The following is a 19,231-nucleotide window of genomic DNA, read 5'->3' as shown; positions in this document are numbered from 1 at the left end:
GCCTGTCGGCCGACCCGTGCTCAGACGAGCCGTGGACCCGACCTGGCCGTCAACTTCTCCACCCCGACGGGGAGTTGCCCACCGGAGCGAACCTCTGCCTGTTCCGGTGGCGTGCGGCTCTCCACGCACATGGTTCCCCCACTCTCACACCTTCGGGCTTCCCGCCCCCAGAAAGGAAGACCATGAAAGACAGGGCCAAGGTCGAGGACCTGCTCGTAGCGTCGGATCTTCAGGTGCAGTCCTCGGAGACCGCCTGGAAGCACGTCAGAGCCGAGTACGTCGACATCATCGACGACATCCTGGCGACGCTGGCGCCGAGCGGCCCCTACGCGTACACCGTCAGCCCGTCGGTCGAGGAGGGCAAGGAGCTTCCGACCCAGCGCATCGTCACGACGTTCGACGAAATCGCCGCCTCCTACCGCGGCATGCACCGGTACGCCGCCGTGGTGGCGATCCGTCCCGTGGCCGAGATCAACACCTCTTGGTACACCTTCGTCAGCGGCCGTGGGCGAGGACGCCTCAAGACGACCGGTGAGGAGAGCGAGCGGCCGGTCATCGTGCTGTTCCCGACGATGGGCTCCGAGGGCATCACCGGGGAGCTGTTCTGGGGCAGGACCCAGCAGGACAGCATGCCGGGAGACCCGGCCGACGGGGTGCTGGCCAGCCGGTACTCGGTGGCCGGGCTGCACGAGACCCTGCTCGACGCGTATCGCAAGGGCGATGTCGACACGATCGTCGAGAAGGCCCACCCCGAGATCCAGGGGGGTGTGCGCGACTACGTGTCGCATTCCGGGACCCTGCCCGAGATGCACACCAAGGACGATCTGCGAGGCCACCTCGAAGCGTTCTACGAGGCGTACTCCGTCCGCTCGATCGATGTCGTCAACCGGCACTTCGACGACTGGTTCTTCTTCCACGAGCTGCGGTGGACGGTCGAGGCCCGGCAGGGCGCGAACGCCGGACAGAGCTTCCGCCACCACACCGCCGAGTACGCCGAGGTGTCGGCCGCCGGACTCGTCGTCGCGCACATCGGCCACGGCACGGACCAGATCAAGCTCGGCTGATTCGGCGTCCTGCCCGCACCGCGCCGGGCAACGCCGTTGCCGACCAGCGGACCGGGGCGCTGAGCGGAGCGTCCCCGGAGCGCCGACCCCGTGGGGACGGAGACCGGCGCTCTCCCCGGACCCGGCGGCGGACGGACACCTCGTCCGCCGCCGGGTCTGAGATCACCGAAGACGCCCGGACCTGACGGGACCGGCCGTCCCTCCCGTACACGGAACATCCCAGAACCACTTGCACACGAAGGAGCACCCGCCATGAGCACCGGTCTTGAAGGGCGCAGTGTGATCGTCACCGGTGCCGGGTCCGGCACCGGCCGGGCCGCGGCCGTGCGGTTCGCGCGGGAGGGCGCGTACGTGCTGGTCGCGGACCTGAGACGAGCGGGTGCCGAAGAGACCGTCAAGGCGGTCGCGGATGTGGGAGGAACCGCCCTCTCCGTGGTCGGCGACCTCAGCGACCAGCGGGTCGTGGACCAGGTCGTCGACACCGCCGTCGATGCCTTCGGCGGCGTGGACGTCCTCGTGCACAACGCCGCGATCATGGACCGGATGTCCGTCGTCAGCGAGACCGGCGACGCCGAGTGGTACCGGGTCATCGAGGTCAACCTGACGGCACCGTTTCTCCTGACCCGCGCCGTGCTGCCGCACATGATGGCCGAGGGGCGCGGCTCGATCGTCTTCACCGCGGCCGAGGCCGGACTGCGCGGCAGCATCGCTGGCGCCGCCTGTACCGCCTCCAAGCACGGCGTCATCGGCCTGGTCAGGTCACTCGCCGTGACCTACCTCGGTGTCGGTATCCGTACCAACGCCATCGCACCGGGTGGCAGTGGCACCGACTTCCCGGGCACCGCCGTGTCCAAGGTCCACGGTGACAACGTTCTCGCTCCCCGCTTCGGCGGTACGAGCCGCGTCGCCACCGTCGAGGAACAGGCCGCCGCCATCGTGTTCCTCGCCTCCGATGCCGCCGCCCACATCAACGGCACCGTCCTGCCCGTCGACGAGGGCTGGTCCGCCGCCTGACGGACCGTCCGCCCCTCCCCCGTGCTCAGCAAGGTTCAGAAAGAGAGCTCCTCATGGCCACGATGAAGTCCGTACAGACCGGTGGCGTCGGCAAGATCGAGACGGTCGACGTCGAGCGTCCGGCGCCCGGCCCGAAGGACGTGCTGCTGAAGATCCGCGCCTGCGGTATCTGCGGCACCGACGTCACCTTTCTCCACATGGGCGGCATGCCCGCGATGGCGCATCTGGGCGGGGACCTCGTGCCCGTGCCGCTGGGCCACGAGCCGGCCGGCGAGATCGTCGAAGTGGGCACCGAGGTCGCCGACCTGAAGGTGGGCGACCGTGTGGTCGTCAATCCGCAGGACGCCCCGACCGGACTCATCGGCTGCGGCGGAAAGTTCGGCGGGATGAGCGAGTACCTCCTCATCGAGAACGCCGTCGCCGGCGAGAGCCTCGCGGTCTTCCCCGACACCGTGCCCTTCGACGTCGCCGCCCTCAACGAGCCGATGGCGGTGGCCCGGCACGCCGTCAACCGCTCCCAGGCGGCCCCCGCCGACAAGGTGGTCGTCTTCGGCGCCGGGCCGATAGGCCTGGGCGCGGCGATCTGGCTGAAACTGCGCGGAGTCGGGCACGTCGTCGTCGCCGACGTCATCCCGTCCCGCCTGGAGACCGCGCTCGCCGTCGGCGCGGACGCGGTGATCAACTCCGCGGAGGAGGACGTCACCACGCGGCTGACCGAACTGCACGGCGAGGCCGTCAACGCGCTCGGCCAGCCCCGCGCAGGGACCGACATCTACATCGACGCCGCCGGAGCCCCCGCTGTCTTCCAGGCCGCCGTCGACTCCGCGAAGTGGGGCGCCAAGCTGGTCATGGTCGCCGTACAGAAGAAGGGGTCGGACGTCGACCTCGGCGGCATGCTCCGCAGCGAACTGACCCTCATCGCTTCCCAGGGCTACCCCACGGAGATCTTCGAGGTGACCCCCGAGATCGTGGAACACCATGAGCGCTTCGAGAAGCTGATCAGCCACCGCGTCCCGTTCGCCGAGGCCGACCGCGCCTTCGAGCTCACGCTGACGCCGGGTGCCGCGGAGAAGGTCGTCGTCGTCTTCGACGAGTAGCCCAGGACGGCAGAAGAACGTGCCGGGTTCCGGCAGTCGCATCTCCCTCCGCTCTCTTCCCCCTTGTCCATTCCCTGGAGGCCGTTTCATGTCCGACGCCCCTGCCCGGCCCTCAGCCGTCGGGAGCTCCGCCCCGGTGAGGTCGAACACTGTGGTGGCGGTGCTGGCCTTCGCCGGAATCGTCGTCTCGCTGATGCAGACGCTCGTCATCCCGATCGTCCCCGAGCTGCCACGGCTCCTCGACGCCTCGGCGTCGAACACCGCCTGGGCAGTCACCGCCACCCTGCTCGCCGCCGCCGTCGCCACTCCGGTGATCGGCCGCCTCGGCGACATGTACGGCAAACGCCGCATGCTGCTGGTCAGCACCGTCCTGCTGATAGCCGGCTCGGTCGTCTGCGCGCTGAGCGACTCCGTGATCCCGATGATCGCCGGACGGGCTCTGCAAGGCCTCGCCGCCGGTGTCATCCCGCTCGGCATCAGCATCATGCGCGACGTGCTGCCCGCCGAGCGGCTGGCCGGCGCCACCGCGCTGATGAGCGCTTCCCTCGGCGTCGGTGGTGCCCTCGGCCTGCCCTCCTCCGCCTTCATCGCCGACAACTTCGACTGGCACGTACTGTTCTGGACCTCGGCCGCCCTCGGCGCCGTCGCCCTCGTGCTCGTCCTGGTCCTCGTACCCGAGTCGGAGGTCCGGACCGGCGGGCGCTTCGACCTGGTCGGCGCCTTCGGCATGGCGGTCGGCCTGATCTGCCTGCTGCTGGCCGTCTCCAAGGGCAGCGACTGGGGCTGGACGAGCACCCCCACGATCGGCCTGTTCGCCACCACCATCGTCGTACTGCCGGTGTGGGGCTACTACGAACTGCGCACCAGCCAGCCGCTGGTGGACCTGCGCACCACCGCCCGCCGCCAGGTGCTGGTCACCAACCTCGCCTCGGTGGCGATCGGTTTCTCGATGTTCGCGATGTCCCTGGTGCTGCCGCAGGTGCTCCAGCTGCCCGAGGCGACCGGCTATGGCCTCGGCAAGTCCATGCTGGCCGTGGGTCTGGTCCTGGCGCCGCAGGGCCTGGTGATGATGACGATGTCGGCCGTGTCGGCACGCGTCACCAAGGCCAAGGGACCGAAGATCACCCTGATGTGCGGCGCCGTCATCGTCGCCGCCGGCTACAGCTTGAGCCTCGTGCTGATGTCCGAGGTCTGGCACATCACACTGATCGCCTGCACCATCGGCGCCGGTATCGGCTTCGCCTACGGCGCCATGCCCGCCCTCATCATGGACGCCGTACCCGCCTCCGAGACCGCCGCCGCCAACAGCCTCAACACGCTGATGCGGTCCATCGGCACCTCCTTCGCCAGCGCCATCGCCGGCGTCGTCCTCGCCCAGATGACCACCGACTTCGGCGGCCACCCGCTGCCCGCCGAGAACGGCTTCAAGGTGGTCATGGCCATCGGCGCGGGCTCGGCCCTCGTCGCCTTCGTCATCGCCTCCTTCATCCCACGTCGGCACACCGGTGTCGAGGAGCCATCGGCCGCCGACGGCCCGAAGGACTCCACAGAGGTCACCGCGGCCGGCGTCTAGGTATCGAGAACACCGACTCCAGGGCCGCCGAACCTTTTCCGGCACTCCAGCAGACACCCAGACACCTCAACACCCAGACACCCAGACACCCAGTTTCCCGAAAGGAAATTCCCGTGAAGACACTCCTCTCCTCCCGCCCCGTCCTCTGGTTCCTCTTCCTGTTCAACCTCGCCATCGCCGCGGTCGCGCCCTTCGCCATCGACGGCAACCAGGGCCTCATCACCAGCGCCGCCATGGGCGTCATCGCCCTCGGCGCGGGCACCGGTCTCCTCCGCGGTCGCGGCCAACGCGCCTGACCCGGGAACGGGCTGCCCCGCTCCGGCTCACGTACGTCGGTTGGCATGTCCGTCCTGCCCACTGGTCAGGACGGCGCCGCCAGCGGGTCATCGCCGTGGGAATTGACAGCGGCGACAAGCTCGGCGAACAGGGTGTCGTAACTCGCGGCCCGTTGTTCGGCGATCTCGTGCGGAAGGTAATCAGTGACCCAAATTAGACGCGCCCGTTCACGATGATCCACCTCGACCCGCATCTCGGCCTGGTGATGCTCAGCCCCGTTGAGACCTCGCACCGTGTACGCCGCCCGCCGGTGCACCGGGTCGACCGACACGTTCCGCTCCCAGATCTCCCGGCCGTCGGCCAACGTGACGACGCGATACTCCCCCTCCTGCCGCTCGGCCCGGCACAAGGAGAAGACATGCACCTCCGACCTGGTATAACGCTCGATGAAGTCCCAAGCCGTATCGGCCGACACATCGAGATCCGCACTGCGGTAGATGCTGCTCAAAGGGTCACCCTTCCGGAAGGTCGAGGACCGTCACCCCGGCGGACCAGCCCCGCCGCGGTGCAGCGGCCGAACGTGTGCGGCACCGTTCCCCTGTTGCCAGAGGCTAGCCAGCGGAGCCGAGTAGAGGATAGAAAAGTGTCATCTATTTAGATTCGATGATGGGCCCGCGACAAGGGCACGGAGGTCGGATGGATACGCGTGAGGCAGCGGTCGTGGGCATCGGCCGGACGCCGTTCAGCACGTCCTCGGGCCGGACCCCGTTGGCCATGGCCGCCGAAGCCGCGCGCGCCGCGCTCGACGATGCCGGGCTCCAGCCGAACGAGGTGGACGGCGTCATCGACTTCCACACCAACGACTCCGCAGCAGCGGCCGACGTCGCACGGGCCATCGGCGCCTTCGACCTCGGGCTCGCGATGGACGTGTACGGCGGGGGCAACATCGCGGTCACTGTCGTGGGTCAGGCGTTCGCCGCGGTCCAGGCCGGTACCTGCGAGGTGGCGGTCGTCTTCCGTTCCCTCCAGGGCAGGTCGGGCAATCGCTACGGGCGGGGGGAAAGACCCGCGCTGCCGATGAGGGGCGAGATGCAGTTCGCCGCCCTGAACGGGTTCGTCGTGCCGCCGATGTGGATCGCCATGTTCGCCCAGCGGCACAAGCACGTGTACGGCACCCGGGACGAGGACTTCGGACAGATCGCCATCACCACCCGCAAGCACGCCGCGGCCAATCCCCATGCCATGCAGCGACAGGTGATCGACATGGACGACTACCTGTCCGCCCGCTGGATATACGAACCGTTCCGCCTCTACGACTGCTGCCTGGAGACCGACGGCGCGGTGGCCCTCGTGGTCACGACGCTGGAGCGGGCCAGGTCTCTGCGACATGACCCGATCCGGATCGTGGGCTTCGGCGAAGCCCACACACACGGCGGTTCCTGGACGAACTTCCCCGACATGTCCGAGATGTACTCCGCCTACGCGTCCAAGCGCCTCTGGGCGAGCACCGGTCTGCGTCCCGCGGACCTGGACGTCGCCTGCATGTACGACTGCTTCACCGGGACCGTGCTGGCCACGGTCGAGGACTTCGGACTGTGCCCGAAGGGCGAGGTGGGCGCGTTCTTCGGCGAGGGCCGGGCCACGTACGGCGGCGATGTCGTGGTGAACCCGCACGGCGGACTCCTGTCGGAGGGCTACCTGCACGGCCTCAACCACCACTACGAGGCGGTCCTCCAGTTACGCGGCGACGCCGGCGGCCGCCAGGTCCCCGATGCCCGCCACGCTCTCGTCACCGCAGGGGCCGGCCCAGCGGGCGGCGCCCTGATCTACGAGGCGTCGCGATGACCCGGACCGGGCCGGTCCCGGCACCACCGGCACCGCTGATCGACAGGGACAGCGCCGGGTTCTGGGAGGCCACGCGGGAGGGACGCATCGCACTGTGCCGCTGTTCGGACTGCGGCGTCTGGCTGGCCAGACCACTCGAACTCTGCAACCGCTGTGGTGGACCGACGTCGTTCACCGACGTCACCGGTACCGGCACCATCTACAGCTTCATCGTGGTCCATCACGGCAGCGTGCCGGCGTTCGCGACCCTGGTTCCCTACGTCCTCGCCCTCGTCGAGTTCGACGAGGGGCCCCGGCTGCCGGGGATCCTGCTCGACGAACAGGGGCCGGGAGTGGCCATCGGCCAACAAGTGCGCGCCGAATTGCGGCAGTTCGCCGGTGCCGAGGAGTACGCCGTCGTCTACCGCCGTGTGACCGACGACAGGCGGCCCTCGGTACCCGATGCGTGAAGACGCAGTCCGTGGAGGTCGCTCGCCGGTCGGGCGACCGTCTCAGCAGGCGGACGGCAGGCCGAGTCACGACACGCACCGCATCCCAGGAATCGCGAGCACGGGAGAGACGGATGTCCGAGGACGAGTACCGGGGCAAGGTCGCGATCGTCACAGGGGGCGGCCGGGGGCTGGGACGTGCTTTCGGCGCCGCGTTGGCGGCGCGGGGCGCGCACGTGGTTCTCGCCGATGTCGACGGCGCCGCGGCCACATCGGCCGCCGCGGCGTTCACAGCGCAGGGCAGGAGCGCGACCGGAACCGTCTGCGATGTGACCGACGAGGACGGTGTCGCGGAGATGATCAGCGGAATCGCCGAACGGCACGGTGGTGTCGACATCATGGTCAACAACGCGGGTCTGCACGGGGCCGATTACTACCAGCCGTTCACTCAGCTCGGACTCACGAAGATCCGGAGGCTGTTCGACGTCAACATCACAGGCGTGGTCATCTGTTCGCTCGCGGTGAGGGAGGCCATGCACGGACGGACCGGCGCCAGTATCGTCAACATCTCCTCGTCCGCGGCCTACGCCAACCGGAATGCCTACGCCGTGTCCAAACTCGCCGTCCGTGGCCTGACAATGTCGTTCGCGCGCGAGTTCGCGGACGACGGTATCCGCGTGAACGCGATCGCACCCGGGCTCATTTTCACTGACACCATCCGGGCCGAGGTACCACGCGCCGAGGTGGAGCGCGCGCTGGGCGAGCAGATTCTCCAACGCGAGGGTACGGAGGGAGACATCGTCGAGGCCCTGCTCTACCTCACCTCGACGAAGGCGTCCTTTCTCACCGGGGAGACGTTGCGGGTCACGGGCGGCTTCGGACTCTCCGTCTAGTGCCGACACAATGCCCGTCGATCGAGCCCCGGACCTTCACGCCGGCCAGGACGATCGACCGGACAGAGTTCATCAACAGGACGAACGCTGCCTGATGCGGCACCGGCCCTCTGGTCCACCTCGAAGCCCTGGCGGACCGACCGGCACTCCACGTCCGTCCTGGGCAGCGCGGTCGAATCAGCCCTCTGTCCGGGCTGCCGCAGGTCCGGGCGTGCCTGGGTCAGCTACCGCGACCCGAGGCGTCCAGCCGAACAGCTGGGCCGGATTGGCGCACAGGATGCGCTGGACCTCGCCTGGACCGACTTCCGCCGTGAGCCAGGTCAGGGTCTCGCCGTAGACGCGCCCCTCCTCATGCCGGGTCCACGGCCAGTCGCTCCCCCACAGCATCCGTTCGCCGCCCCTGGCACGCAGCAGGCTCCGCATCATGGCGGTGGCCGCCTGCGGCGCCGATCGGTAGGGTGCCGCCGCCTTGACCCATACATGCTGTGCCGCCAGCACACGGGAGAGCGCGGCCGAGCCCGGGAAGGACGACGACGCGGCGGCCGGCAGTCCCAGATGGTCGACGACGACGGCGCCGGGCCAGCGCAGTAGCCAGGGTTCCAGCTCCTCCCACTGTCGTTGTTCCGCCTGCACCTCCAAGTGCATTCCACGCGCGGCCAGTTCATGCGCCAGCCGGCTCCAGGGCGGCTCGCCCAGCGGGGGCACCGGACGGCTGATCAGGTTGAGACGGATCCCGCACACGCCCGCCTCCACGAGCCGGTCGAGTTCTTCCCCCGGCGTTCGGGGCTCGATGACAGCCACACCGCGGAGACGGTCCGGCGCCTTGCCGAGGCCGTCCAGCAGGTAGGTGTTGTCCGTTCCGAGGAAGCTCGGTTGCACCAGAACCCCGGCCGCGAGGCCGTGCGCGTCCAGCAGCGACAGGTAGTCGTGCACCGTGGCGTCGTAGTCCGGGCTGTACCGCCGCTCGTGCGCCAGCCGCAGGCCGCTCGTGAAGACGTGGGCGTGGGTGTCGAAGGCCGCGGGCGGCCACGGGGGCTCGATGGAAGTCACGCGGCAAAGAATAGTCCTATGAAGGACTAGACGTCAGCAGGATTCGGGGCCATGCTTTCTCGCCATGCAGTCCATCTCACCCACGCCAGAAAGCCCCGGAGCGGCCGCCCTCTCCCGGACCGACCCGCGCCTGCCCCTGCACGCCCGGCTCCGGGAAGTGCTCGCCGAGCGCGTCCGTTCCGGAGAGTGGTCTCCCGACGAGCCCCTGCCCGCCGAATCCTCGCTGGTCGCTCACTACGGAGTGTCCCTGGGAACGATGCGGCGGGTGTTCCGCGACCTCGTCGACGAAGGACTGCTCGAACGGCGTCAGGGGACCGGGACGTTTGTCAGGAGGGCGTCCTTGGACGCTTCCCTCTTCCGCTTCTTCCGCTTCGGGACCGCGGGGAGCGGCTTTCCCCAGAGCCGCATCCTCTCCGCGGCCCGTCAGGTGAGTACGCCGGCCATTGCCTCCGCCCTCCGCATCACCGCCGGTGCCGAAGTCCTGCACCTGCACCGGCTACGGCTCTACGACGGACAACCCGTCCTCGTCGAGGACATCTGGCTTCCCCTGCCCTTGTTCGAGCCGCTGGAACGCATCGGCACCGACGACCTCGGTGACCTGCTGTACCCGACCTACGAAAGTTGCTGCGGCCACATCGTCGCGGCGGCCACGGAGGAACTCACCATCGACGCCGCCACCGCGGCCGACGCCCTGCTCCTCGGGTGTGGACGCGGGGAGCCCGTGGCCATCGTCGAACGAGTCGCCCGTTCCCACGACGACAAGCCGCTGGAGTACCGCCGCTCACGAGGACTCGCCCGCACCTTCCGCTACCGCATCGACCTGCGCTGACCTGCCCTTTCCCGCACACGAAAAGAGCCGCTCCATGTTCGCTTGGTACCGGGACACCGACAAGCCGCAGAAGCGAGCGTTCTGGGCCGCCTTCGGCGGCTGGACACTCGAAGCCGCCGACGCCCAGATGTTCGGACTCGTCCTGCCGACGCTGCTGGCCACCTGGCACCTGAGTACCGGAGCCGCCGGCACTCTCGCCTCCGTCACCCTCATCTTCACCGCGTGCGGCGGCTGGCTCGCGGGCTGGGCCTCCGACCGTTACGGCCGCGTCCGGGTCCTGCAGTGGACGATCATCGTCTACTCCCTGGCCACCGTCCTCATCGGCTTCACCACCGACTACTCCCAGCTGATGGTGCTGCGCAGCGTCCAGGGCTTCGGTTTCGGCGGCGAGTGGGCCGCCGGTGCGGTCCTGGTCAGCGAGTACATGGGCACCCGACACCGGGGGCGTGCGCTGGGCACCCTGCAGAGCGGATGGGCGCTGGGCTGGGGGCTCGCCCTGGCGACCTACACCGTCCTGTTCAGCCTGTTCCCGGAAGAGTGGGCCTGGCGGGCGATGTTCTGGCTCGGCGCTCTGCCCGCCGCCCTCGTCGTCGTCATCCGCCGCAAGGTCACCGACCCGCCGCTCTATCGGCAGCGGACCGCGAAGGCCGAGAACCGGGCGTCCCTGCTTCGGATCTTCAAGCCGGACCTGCTGCGCGTCACGCTGCTCGGCGCCCTGCTCGGCCTGGGCAGCCACGGCGGCTACTACGCGCTGACCACATTCCTGCCCACGTACCTGCGGACGACCCACCACCTGTCCGTCCTCAAGACCAGCGGTTACCTGGCGGTCTTCATCGCCGCCGCGTTCTTCGGGTATCTCACCTCAGGACATCTGGCGGACCGGATCGGCCGCCGCAGGAACATCATGTTCTTCGCGGTGATGTGCCTGGTCTCGGTCGTGGTCTACCTGTTCATGCCGATCAGCGACACGCAGATGTTCTTCCTCGGCATCCCGCTCGGCTTCTTCTCGGCAGGCATCCCCGCCGGGCTCGGATCGCTCTTCGCCGAGCTGTACCCGACTGCGATCCGCGGGACCGGACAGGGTTTCTGCTACAACTTCGGGCGCATCGTCGCGGCGGCGTTCCCCGCGCTCGTCGGTTTCCTCAGCGACCGGCTCGGCATGGGCGCCAGCATCGGCCTCTTCGCGGGAAGCGCCTACGGCATCGCCGTCATCGCCGCCGCTCTCCTCCCCGAGACCTCGCACACAGAGCTGGACACGCCTGCACCGACCTCTGCCGAAGGGGCCGTACCCCCGTTCGCGTCAGCTCGCTGACCCGCGCCACCAGGCCGTCCGCCTCACCGGCACGAGCCAGCACGAGCCGGCATGCGCGATCACTCGCTCTTCATGGAACGCGAACCCCGCCGTGACCGGTGAGGACGACGGCGTCCACGCGGGCACTGGGCCTCGCCCGAATCCCGCACTTCGCGCGGGGCCGCAGCCCCCGCCAGGCATCAGCGGCGCGGGGAGGCAGATCCGGCCGGCCGGGCACGGCTGAGGCAACGGGCCCTCCACTCCGCCGGCGCACAGGTCCATGACCCGCCCCGTCCACGCCGACACTGCTCCGGGCCGGACTCCTCACCGAACACACCCTCGTGAACCTTCGGCGCGGGGCCGCGGAGTCATGCCGCCCCGCGCTTCACGAACCGCCCTGCGACACCCGGCCCGGTTCGCGGCCAGAATCCGAAAGGCACCTTGGTATGACTCCGCACGCCTGGGCACTGCTGCTCATCCTGACCGGAGCGATCGCGGTGTTGATCATCCTGATCAACTCCCGTCTTCGCATACATCCGTTCGTCGCGCTCGTCGTCGTCACCGTCGGCACGGGGCTGGCGGCCGGTGAACCCGTCGGTAAGCTGACGGCGTCCATCGAGGACGGCGCCGGCGGCACCCTGGGAGACGTTGGAATCACCTTGGCGCTGGGAGCCATGCTCGGCCGTCTGCTGTCCGACTCGGGCGCGACCGACGCCATCGCTCACGCCATCGTCGACCGGGCCGGCACACGGCGACTGCCGTGGCTCGTGACGGGCGCCGCCTTCGTCATCGGCGTGCCGATGTTCTTCGAGGTCGGCCTGATCGTGCTGCTTCCCCTGATCTTCGGCGTGGCGCGCAGGCTGGAGGCTCAGGGCGGCACCAAGGGTTCGCCGTACGTCCTGCTGGGTGTCCCGGCCATCGCCGCGCTCTCCACACTGCACGGCATGCTCCCGCCGCACCCCGGCCCGCTGACCGCCATGACCGGACTCCACGCCAGCCTCGGCCTCACCCTCCTGGTCGGCATCGTCTGCGCCGTCCCCACCGTCGTGCTCGCCGGTCCCGTCTACGCCCTGTGGATCGCGCCCCGGCTCGGCGGCGTCCACCCGGACGCCGCACTGGTGGCCCAGTTCACCGGCACCGGACAACAACCCGCCATGGCCCCGTCCCCCGACCGCCCGGACAGCCCCCCTGCCACCGTGCTCCGCGACGGTCCCGGGACGAAGACCCTGACACGCTCTCCCCTGCCAATCGGTCTCGCGGTGTCCTCCGTCCTGATCCCGGTCGTCCTCATGCTGCTGCGCACCCTCGCCGAGACCACCCTCGACGAGTCGAACCGGCTGCGCTCCGCGCTGACCTTCGTCGGCGAACCCCTCATCGCCATGCTCGCCGGATTCCTCTTCGCCCTGGGCATCACGGTCGCACGCGGCACCAACCAGGGCGAGGAGACCCGCCGTTCCATGACGGCCAGTCTTCAGTCCATCGCCTCCATCCTGCTCATCATCGGCGGGGGCGGCGCGTTCAAACAGGTCCTCCAGGATTCCGGCATCGGCGACGCCATCGCGTCCGCGGCCGAGGGCACCCACATGAACCTCATCGTCCTGGGCTGGCTGATCGCCCTGCTCCTGTCCCTCACCACCGGTTCGGCCACGGTCGGGATCGTCTCCGCGACCGGCATCGTCGCACCGCTGGCCGGCACCGGCGGCGGCCTGGAAGCCTCTGTTCTCGTGATCGCCATCGGTTCGGGCTCACTCGGCCTGAACTATGTCAACCACGCCGGCTTCTGGCTGGTCAAGGAATCCTTCGGGATGGACCTGACGCAGGCGGCGAAGACACAGACCGTCGTGCAGACCCTGGTGAGCGTCCTGGGCCTCGGGATGGCCCTCCTTCTGTCCGCCTTCGCCTGACAACCTCGCCGGCGTCTGCCGACGGCGGTCGGAGCCGGCCGTCGGCCGCCTGACGCCGTCGCCGCAGCACGTCTGTTCCCGACGGGCGCGGCCTGGCATCCAGGCTCGGAGGCCGGAACTCCACACCAGGACGACCATGCTCGACGCGGTGCAGGACCGGTAGTCCGCCGTCCTCGGCCAGCACGGCGGTGACGACCGCAGGCACGGAGGCGCCAGGCACGCGGCGGCCGCCGGCCCTGCCACCCCTCTTGATGTCAATCGCCGCGTTCCCATTGATCTATATCGCCAGTTTCAGGCGGCTCACCCACGAATGCGATATTCGCCCGGCGCAATGGTACTGCGGTACCACTCCGCCGGATCAATTGTCTCCCGTGGTCCCAGGGACGCGACAGCGGATATCTCTAGCCTGAGCTGGCTGGATCACAACGCAGCGAAGATAAGTAGTTTACCTTGCGGCGGAGTCAATTTTGCCTTTTCGCAAGGAAACGAGCCATTGACTCTGGAACGCGGGCGGGAAACCGACGTCAGCGGGCCGGACCGGAAAACGGAAATTGAGGATCACATGGCGCTGTTCAGAAATTCCTCCACGACTTTAAGTGCAGCGGCGTTCTCCGCACTGTTCCTGGTGTACGGAACATCTGCCGCGGTGGCTGCGCCGAACGGCGCGGGCAACGCGAGCATTCACGAAGTCGACGTCACCAACATGGCGGCCACCAAGGAGGGCCAGCCGACGGTCGCCGTCAACCCGAGAAACCCGAAGAACCTCGTCTTCGTCTCGACGATCTTCCCGCCGTCACCGGGCCTGGAGCCGGTCGACGGCGGCTGCTTCCTCGCCTACTCGAACGACCGGGGCGACACGTGGACCCAGGTCGCCTGGCCGCTCGGCACCGCGGCACCCAAGTGCGGTGAACCGAGCGTGCAGTTCGACGCGAAGGGCACCGTCTACGTGGACAACAACCAGGTCAGCTCCGGCCTGGCCGCGAACCTGGTGAACCACAACCAGGTCGCGAAGTCCACGGACGGCGGCAAGACCTGGAGCGACCCGGTGTCCACCCCGCTGCTCCTCGGCGGGGCCCCGAAGATGCGCGTGGACGCGGCGACCGGCAAGGTCTACGCGGTCGCCGGGGCGGCCTGGGAGTACCCGAGCGCGGTCTCCGTCAGTTCCGACGGCGGCAAGACCTTCAGCAGCGACTCACGGGTGATCCCTGGTCCGATGCCCTGCATCGAGGTGGCGCCGGGTATCCCGCTCGTGTGCGGCTATCCGGGCCGGGAGATCGCCGTGTACGGCGGGATCCTCGTGTCCGCCTCCCAGGAGGCGGGTCAGCCGGTGAACTTCCACGTCAGCCGTGACGACGGCAAGACGTGGACGAACACCACTCTCAAGGACGGCCAGGGAAACCCGGTCGCGGCGGGCACCGGCTCCCTGGTGCCGGTTCCGGCCCTGGGTGCGGCGGCCGACCCGGTCCCGTGGGTGGCGGCCGACACCTCCCACCGCGGCCGGTTCGCCGTGATGGTCCCCCGGGACTCCAACACCCTCGACGTCTACGTCACCCCGGACGCCGGCAAGACCTGGACCGGACCGACGACGATCGCCGCGACGGGCGCCCTGCGGCCGGCGATCGACTTCGGCGCCAACGGTGACCTGGGGGTCATGTGGCGAACCACGACGGGCGACGCGTTCTCGGCCGTCTCGTTCGACCACGGACGCTCGTTCAGCGCCCCGGTGCAGGTCAACCATGTCACCGAGCCGGTCGGCGAGACGGGCCCTCCCGGTGACCGCTGGTCGGGCATCACGCTGACCGACAAGTACGCCTACGTCACCTGGGCCGACGGGCGGAACAACTCCTCCCTCGACTCGATCATCAGCCGCGTGCCGCTGAAGCTGTACAAGAAGGAGGCCGCCTCGACGTCGACCAACTGAGACACGAAGCCTGACGCACGGCAGTGTGCCGCCGAGTCACCTCGGCGGCACACTGTCATGCCTACGACATGGAAGACCGCGGCCTCACTTCCGGGGCGTGACCAGTCCCGCGTCGTAGGCGATGATCACCGCTTGGATACGGTCCCGGGCGCCGAGCTTGGCCAGCACCCGGCCGACGTGCTTCTTCACCGTGGACTCGGTCAGCACGAAGCCCTCGGCGATCTCTGTGTTCGTCCATCCCATGCCGATGGCCACGAGCACCTCGTGCTCGCGTTCGGTGAGCGTCACCAACCGCGGGTCCCTACGAGGCTCGGCATCGGGCGCCAGGACATCGTGGGCGTGGGCGTCGAGCAGCCGGCGGGTGAGCCTGGACGACACAACGGCATCACCGGTCGCGACCGCCTGGATCCCGGCGAGGAGTTCCGCCGGCTTGACGTCCTTGAGCAGGAAGCCACTGGCCCCGGCGCGCAGCCCGGCGTAGGCGTACTCGTCGAGGTCGAAGGTGGTCAGGATCAGCACGCGGGTACGGCCGCCCGCCGCCACGATGCGGCGGGTCGCCTCGATGCCGTCGAGACCGGGCATCCGTACGTCCATCAGGACCACGTCTGGGCTCAGTTCGGCCGCCATGCGCACGGCCTGCGCACCGTTGTCCGCCTCGCCCACGACGCTCACGCCGGGGGAGCCGTCGAGCAGCATCCGAAAGCCCATGCGGGGCAGCGGCTGGTCGTCGGCGATCAGGATCGTGGTCATGGTGTGGGTTCTCCGGAGGTGGCCTGGGCGGACGGATCGAGCAGGACGTCGACGATCCAGCCCTGCCCGTCGTCGCGTGGTCCGATGGTCGCGGTGCCGTCGTAGAGCGCGGCCCGTTGGCGGATGCCGACGAGGCCATGTCCACTGTCGCCGCGGTGAGCCGTGGACGGTCTCCGCGAGAGTGAACCGGTGTCGGTGACCCGGACGCGCAGCAGCCCGCCCTCGACCGCGACCGTGACGTCGGCCGCGGCGCCGGGGCCGACGTGTTTGAGGGTGTTGGTCAGGGCTTCCTGCACCACCCGGAACACGGTGAGCTGCACGCCCCGGCCCAGCGCGTCGACCGGGCCCACCGTGCGGTAGGCCACCGGCAGACCGGCCGCGCGCACCCGGGCCAGCAGGGGCTCCAGGTCCCGGACGCCCGGCTGCGGGGAGCGCGAGGTGTCCTCCGGATCCGCGGATTCGCGCAACACGCCCAGTACGCGCCGGAGTTCGTCCATCGCCTGGCGGCCGGTGTCGCCGATGAGATGGAGTGCCTGCTCGGTGCGGCCGGGGTCGCGGGTGGTGAGCACGGCGGCGCCGTCGGCGAGGTTGACCATGACGGACAGGTTGTGGCCGACGATGTCGTGCATCTCCCGGGCGATCCGCGAACGCTCCGCCGCCGCCGTCAGCCGGACCCGCTGGTCCCGTTCGACCTCCAGCCGCGCCGCCCGGTCCCGCAGCGCCGACAGGTACAGCCTGCTGATCCGGACGGTCAGGCCCAGGGCCACTGCCCCGACGCCGGTACCGACGGACAGGACCAGAAAGGCCACCGGACCGTCCGTCGGAACCACGGTGACCACGAGCACCACCCATCCCACCACGGTCACCGGCAGTGCCCAGCAGATCGCGCGGGGCGAGGCGTGCAGCGCCAGGTCGAACAGGGCGATCAGCAGGACGAGGGCGGCGGCGGGTCCCAGGCCCAGCGACCACATGACCGGACACACCACGAGGCAGACACCGAAGACCGCGGCAGGACGACGGCGCCGCCACCACAGCGGCACGACCAGCACGGCCGCGATGCCCAGCACCACCCCGACCGGCAGGCCGGCGCCCACCGGGCGCGACACGGGGTGGCCGGGGCCGTGCACGAGCAGGTCCGGCGGCGCTGCGGCGGCGACCAGGACCACCACGACGGTGTCGAGAAGCCAAGGCCGCCGCCGGTCGGCCCCCCGCAGCCGGTCCAGCACCCGCAGCAGCAGCCGCATCACGGGATGCGCCCAGACGGCCTCGGCCCCCGCGCCGACAGTCGGTCGTCCGGGGACCGGCTCGGGCGAGGGCGATGCCGTTGCTGCCCGAACCGACCCGGGCGGGCGGGAAGTCGATCCCGCTTCGCCCGAGTGACCCGGCCTCGTGTCATCCATCGGATCCATCCTCGCGGACGGGATCTCAGACGTCACTGCGACGCAACCGGTAAGCAGCACCGACCAGCAACAGCACGGCCCACACCAGCAACGCCGTGAAACCCGCTCCGGGACTGACCAAGGAGTCGCTCGACTCGTGCAGGGTCATCACCGACTGGCCCGCGTTGCTGGGCAGGTAGCGGCTGACGGTGTCGCCCAGTGAGCTGGGCAGCAGGCCGGTCAGACCCGGCAGCACGAGCACCACACCGGCCAGGATCGCGATGCCCCCGGCGTTGTTGCGCACCAGCAGTCCGACCGTCACGCCGTACACACCGACCAGGCCCAGATACACGCCCGCGCCCAGCAGGCACCGGAAGACCCCGGCGTCCCCGAGGGACAGGGCGATCGGCTCGCCGTGCAGCGCGGCGCTCCCCAGCAGGAACGAGAGCAGGGCGCCGAGCGTGGACGTGACGAAGGCGATCGGGCCGTAGACCGCGCACTTCGCCCACAGCACGGGCAGTCGGCCCGGCACCGCGGCGAAGGTCGAGCGGACCATCCCCGTGCTGTACTCACCCGCCGACAGCAGAACCCCCAACGCACCGACGGCCAGCGCCGCGAGGTTGGTACCGGCCAGCGCCAGGGTCAGCGCCGCTCCGGACTGCGCGTCCTTGCCACTGAGCGGGCCGTCGGGACTGTAGAGGGCGGCGGCGATCGACCCGATGGCCACCAGGAACAGTACGGCCACCCCCAGCGTGATCCAACTGGAGCGCAGCGACCAGAACTTGGACCATTCGGAGCGGACCACGCGCCGACCGGAAACGCGGTACACGGGCGAGGTTTCGGTGATGGTGCTCGCGGTCATCAGGCGGCCCTCCCGGCGTCGCTGCTCTGGTACTCCACGGCGTCGTGGGTCAAGTTCATGAACGCCTCCTCCAACGACACCGATTCGGCGGCCAGTTCGTACAACGGCACCCGGTGCTCGGCCGCCACCTCCCCGATCCGCCGGGTGTCCAGACCGGACACCACCAGCCGCTCGGCACCCGTCGAGGTCACCGTGACCCCCGGCGCCGCCAGCAGCGAACGCAGCCGCGCGGGCTCGCGGGTGGCGACCCGCACCCCCTTGTCCTCCGACCGCTCCACCAGCGCGTCGACGGTCGTCTCGGCCAGCAGCCGCCCCCGCCCCACGACCACCAGCCGGTCGGCGGTCTGCGCCATCTCGCTCATCAGATGCGAGGACAGCATCACCGTACGGCCCTCGGCGGCCAGCCCGCGCAGCAACTCCCGTACCCAGCGCACCCCTTCGGGATCCAGGCCGTTGACCGGCTCGTCCAGCATCACGACCGCCGGATCACCCAGCAGCGCGGCGGCGATGCCCAGCCGCTGCCCCATCCCCAGCGAGAACGCCCCGACCCGCTTGTGCGCCACCGCGTGCAGACCGGCGAGGTCGATGACCTCGTCCACCCGCCGCTTCGGCACGCCATGCGTGTACGCCAACGCCATCAGGTGGTTGAACGCGGACCGCCCCGGATGCACGGCCTTCGCCTCCAGCAGTACCCCCAACTCCTGCAAGGGCGCGCGGTGTTGGGCGTAGGGCTTGCCGTTGACCAGGGCCGTGCCGCTGGTCGGCGCGTCCAGGCCCACGATCATCCGCATGGTGGTCGACTTGCCCGCCCCGTTCGGCCCCAGGAACCCGGTGACCTGTCCGGGCGGGGCGGTGAAACTCAGCCCGTCCACGGCCGTCTTGTCCCCGTACCGCTTGGTCAGTTCATGAACTTCGATCACGGTGGTGCTCCCCGCTTCCGTCGGGCCCGGCGTCCGACCGGGTCACTGCTTCGAGGCTAGGAGCGGCCACGGCGCGACCCGTGGACCCGGAGGCCACAATGACCGCTGGTCACTGGTACCGCGGTACACCGGCAA

18 protein-coding genes are annotated in these 19,231 nt (G+C 69.6%); 12 read left to right on the top strand and 6 right to left on the bottom strand.

The window, feature by feature from the left end; genetic code table 11:
• Positions 1-182: 182 nt before the first annotated feature.
• The 5 genes from ACWIHT_RS35620 to ACWIHT_RS35600 all read left to right on the top strand — a co-directional run bounded on the left by ACWIHT_RS35620 (position 183) and on the right by ACWIHT_RS35600 (position 5,044).
• The gene (locus tag ACWIHT_RS35620) at positions 183-1,064 is read left to right on the top strand and encodes a hypothetical protein (protein WP_456172452.1); all 882 of its coding nucleotides are present in this window, start codon (positions 183-185) and stop codon (positions 1,062-1,064) included.
• Positions 1,065-1,316: 252 nt separating this feature from the next.
• Positions 1,317-2,078: an SDR family NAD(P)-dependent oxidoreductase gene (locus tag ACWIHT_RS35615; RefSeq protein WP_456172451.1), complete on the top strand. Its 762-nt coding sequence runs from the start codon at positions 1,317-1,319 to the stop codon at positions 2,076-2,078.
• 53 nt (positions 2,079-2,131) lie between these two features.
• Entirely contained in the window at positions 2,132-3,175 is a 1,044-nt protein-coding gene (locus ACWIHT_RS35610; protein ID WP_456172450.1) for a zinc-dependent alcohol dehydrogenase, read from the top strand.
• A gap of 88 nt (positions 3,176-3,263) precedes the next feature.
• A complete protein-coding gene (locus tag ACWIHT_RS35605; protein ID WP_456172449.1) occupies positions 3,264-4,748 on the top strand; it encodes an MFS transporter in 1,485 nt (494 codons plus the stop codon).
• A gap of 113 nt (positions 4,749-4,861) precedes the next feature.
• The gene (locus ACWIHT_RS35600; RefSeq protein WP_456172448.1) at positions 4,862-5,044 is read left to right on the top strand and encodes a hypothetical protein; all 183 of its coding nucleotides are present in this window, start codon (positions 4,862-4,864) and stop codon (positions 5,042-5,044) included.
• A 65-nt stretch (positions 5,045-5,109) separates the two neighbouring features.
• Here ACWIHT_RS35600 and ACWIHT_RS35595 read toward each other — a convergent pair whose 3' ends face one another.
• On the bottom strand, positions 5,110-5,532 hold the full coding sequence (locus ACWIHT_RS35595; protein WP_456172447.1) for an SRPBCC family protein: 423 nt from the start codon (positions 5,530-5,532) through the stop codon (positions 5,110-5,112).
• A 188-nt stretch (positions 5,533-5,720) separates the two neighbouring features.
• Between ACWIHT_RS35595 and ACWIHT_RS35590 the strand changes: the two genes are divergently transcribed.
• The 3 genes from ACWIHT_RS35590 (at position 5,721) to ACWIHT_RS35580 (ending at position 8,190) form a co-directional block, all read left to right on the top strand.
• Positions 5,721-6,869: a thiolase C-terminal domain-containing protein gene (locus ACWIHT_RS35590; RefSeq protein ID WP_456172446.1), complete on the top strand. Its 1,149-nt coding sequence runs from the start codon at positions 5,721-5,723 to the stop codon at positions 6,867-6,869.
• Positions 6,866-7,318 carry a Zn-ribbon domain-containing OB-fold protein gene (locus ACWIHT_RS35585; protein ID WP_456172445.1) on the top strand — a complete coding sequence of 151 codons (453 nt, stop codon included), beginning with the start codon at positions 6,866-6,868 and terminating at the stop codon, positions 7,316-7,318. The genes ACWIHT_RS35590 and ACWIHT_RS35585 overlap by 4 nt, the downstream gene beginning before the upstream one ends.
• 113 nt (positions 7,319-7,431) lie before the next feature.
• Positions 7,432-8,190: an SDR family NAD(P)-dependent oxidoreductase gene (locus tag ACWIHT_RS35580; protein WP_456172444.1), complete on the top strand. Its 759-nt coding sequence runs from the start codon at positions 7,432-7,434 to the stop codon at positions 8,188-8,190.
• A 177-nt stretch (positions 8,191-8,367) separates the two neighbouring features.
• Here ACWIHT_RS35580 and ACWIHT_RS35575 read toward each other — a convergent pair whose 3' ends face one another.
• Positions 8,368-9,240 carry an amidohydrolase family protein gene (locus tag ACWIHT_RS35575; RefSeq protein WP_456172443.1) on the bottom strand — a complete coding sequence of 291 codons (873 nt, stop codon included), beginning with the start codon at positions 9,238-9,240 and terminating at the stop codon, positions 8,368-8,370.
• Positions 9,241-9,304: 64 nt separating this feature from the next.
• On the opposite strand from ACWIHT_RS35575, the gene ACWIHT_RS35570 reads away from it, so the two are divergent.
• The 4 genes from ACWIHT_RS35570 (at position 9,305) to ACWIHT_RS35555 (ending at position 15,185) form a co-directional block, all read left to right on the top strand.
• On the top strand, positions 9,305-10,069 hold the full coding sequence (locus ACWIHT_RS35570; protein ID WP_456172442.1) for a GntR family transcriptional regulator: 765 nt from the start codon (positions 9,305-9,307) through the stop codon (positions 10,067-10,069).
• Between the two features lie 34 nt (positions 10,070-10,103).
• Positions 10,104-11,381 (top strand): MFS transporter, encoded by a 1,278-nt coding sequence (locus ACWIHT_RS35565; RefSeq protein ID WP_456172441.1) that lies wholly within the window; start codon positions 10,104-10,106, stop codon positions 11,379-11,381.
• Positions 11,382-11,806: 425 nt separating this feature from the next.
• Positions 11,807-13,264 carry a GntP family permease gene (locus ACWIHT_RS35560; protein ID WP_456172440.1) on the top strand — a complete coding sequence of 486 codons (1,458 nt, stop codon included), beginning with the start codon at positions 11,807-11,809 and terminating at the stop codon, positions 13,262-13,264.
• 646 nt (positions 13,265-13,910) lie between these two features.
• Positions 13,911-15,185: a sialidase family protein gene (locus ACWIHT_RS35555; protein WP_456172439.1), complete on the top strand. Its 1,275-nt coding sequence runs from the start codon at positions 13,911-13,913 to the stop codon at positions 15,183-15,185.
• Positions 15,186-15,269: 84 nt separating this feature from the next.
• Here the strand turns inward: ACWIHT_RS35555 and ACWIHT_RS35550 are convergent, their stop codons facing one another.
• From ACWIHT_RS35550 to ACWIHT_RS35535, 4 genes are all read right to left on the bottom strand, one after another.
• On the bottom strand, positions 15,270-15,935 hold the full coding sequence (locus tag ACWIHT_RS35550) for a response regulator (protein WP_456172438.1): 666 nt from the start codon (positions 15,933-15,935) through the stop codon (positions 15,270-15,272).
• The gene (locus ACWIHT_RS35545; protein WP_456172437.1) at positions 15,932-17,179 is read right to left on the bottom strand and encodes a sensor histidine kinase; all 1,248 of its coding nucleotides are present in this window, start codon (positions 17,177-17,179) and stop codon (positions 15,932-15,934) included. Before ACWIHT_RS35545 ends, ACWIHT_RS35550 begins: the two co-directional genes overlap by 4 nt.
• Before the next feature lie 181 nt (positions 17,180-17,360).
• Positions 17,361-18,176 carry an ABC transporter permease gene (locus ACWIHT_RS35540; protein WP_456172436.1) on the bottom strand — a complete coding sequence of 272 codons (816 nt, stop codon included), beginning with the start codon at positions 18,174-18,176 and terminating at the stop codon, positions 17,361-17,363.
• Entirely contained in the window at positions 18,176-19,096 is a 921-nt protein-coding gene (locus ACWIHT_RS35535; RefSeq protein WP_456172435.1) for an ABC transporter ATP-binding protein, read from the bottom strand. The genes ACWIHT_RS35540 and ACWIHT_RS35535 overlap by 1 nt, the downstream gene beginning before the upstream one ends.
• Between the last annotated feature and the right edge of the window lie 135 nt (positions 19,097-19,231).

This window comes from Streptomyces sp. NPDC002276 (assembly GCF_053891435.1).
The sequence above is the reverse complement of the archived record's forward strand: the minus strand, read 5'-3'. Positions and strand labels throughout refer to the sequence as shown.